The sequence below is a fragment of the Rhodococcus sp. CX genome (assembly GCF_015865005.1).
GTDB lineage: Bacteria > Actinomycetota > Actinomycetes > Mycobacteriales > Mycobacteriaceae > Rhodococcus.
Window position 1 is genome coordinate 1 of record NZ_JADZGH010000029.1, and the last position, 1,004, is coordinate 1,004.

Annotated in this window: 2 protein-coding genes; both read right to left on the reverse strand. The window is 67.6% G+C overall.

The genetic code is table 11. The features are described 5' to 3' along the window. Positions 1 to 183: 183 nt before the first annotated feature. Positions 184 to 486: a WhiB family transcriptional regulator gene (locus I0Q12_RS02495; RefSeq protein WP_307845980.1), complete on the reverse strand. Its 303-nt coding sequence runs from the start codon at positions 484 to 486 to the stop codon at positions 184 to 186. Next, positions 483 to 920, reverse strand: coding sequence for a hypothetical protein (locus I0Q12_RS02500; protein ID WP_197250447.1), 438 nt, complete (start codon positions 918 to 920; stop codon positions 483 to 485). Before I0Q12_RS02500 ends, I0Q12_RS02495 begins: the two co-directional genes overlap by 4 nt. Positions 921 to 1,004: the final 84 nt, after the last annotated feature.

The following is a 1,004-nucleotide window of genomic DNA, read 5'->3' on the forward strand; positions in this document are numbered from 1 at the left end:
GCCTTTCCCGCGTGGGAACCGTGCCGAACGTTCGATTTGGCGTTCGCCTCGTCCGTGCGCGCGTGGAGGGGCTGCCGGACGTCCGATCCGGTGTCCGGCTGGTCGACTGATCGCGCGCGCGTGGGAGGCGGGTGGAACGTTCCATTCGCGCGCGGGGATGGTGGCAAACGTTCACTTCGGTGTTCATGCCACCTCCCATTTGGGCCGTCCGGCGTCGCCGTAGAGCTCTCCACCCCAGATGCCGGACGCGTCGTGTTCGCCTGCTGCTGCACGGCACGCCGCGGCGACGGGGCAGCGGCAGCACAGCGTCCGGGCTCGGGTGAGGCGTGCCGATCGCGCTTCGTCGGACTCGCCCCGAACCCACACGTCGAAGAGTGGGGACATGCCGGTGCATGCGGCCCCGGCGAGCCGCCGGTCGACGAGACTGCTGATCTCGTCGACCGGCACCGGAAGGCCATCCCGGCTGCGTCGTCGGAATGTGGTCACTCTCGGGCGTCGTTCTCTCGTACAACGCTGAGCGTGCGGACCGGCTCGAGGGTCATCGTTGAGGGTGGGACGATGTGCACGACGTACCGAGCGTCGTAGCACTTCGTCTCGATGTGCTGCTCGGTCGCCGTGGTCGGATCGGCCGGCCACAGGTGGCGGAAGCTCCAGCCAGGAAGACTGACTCTCGACTGCACGGGGCGACCGTCGCTGTACAGCACGCCCTCGGTGTGAGGTGCGACGATCTCACACACGTCCTTGATCAGATCGTGGAGTGCGTCGAGGGGTAGTTCGTTGCGCGCTTCGACGTCGTCGTACGTCTCCCCGTCCATCGGGTAGTTGCCTGCGATGCTGTCGGTGGCCCATTCGATTCGGTTCCGGACCAGGACGGCGATCATGGCGAGCGCGTCGGCTGCGGTGTGATTGGGAGTGGTCATGCGTTGGCCTTTCTGGGCTGGGCGGGCGATGGGTGGCGCAGGTGGGGGCGGCAGGTCAGGCAGGGGATCGGGTTGCCGTCGTCG

Coding starts and splice junctions, on each gene's coding strand:
- I0Q12_RS02500 (WP_197250447.1), bottom strand. CDS start 920: ATGACCACTCCCAATCACACCGCAGCCGACGCGCTCGCCATGATCGCC.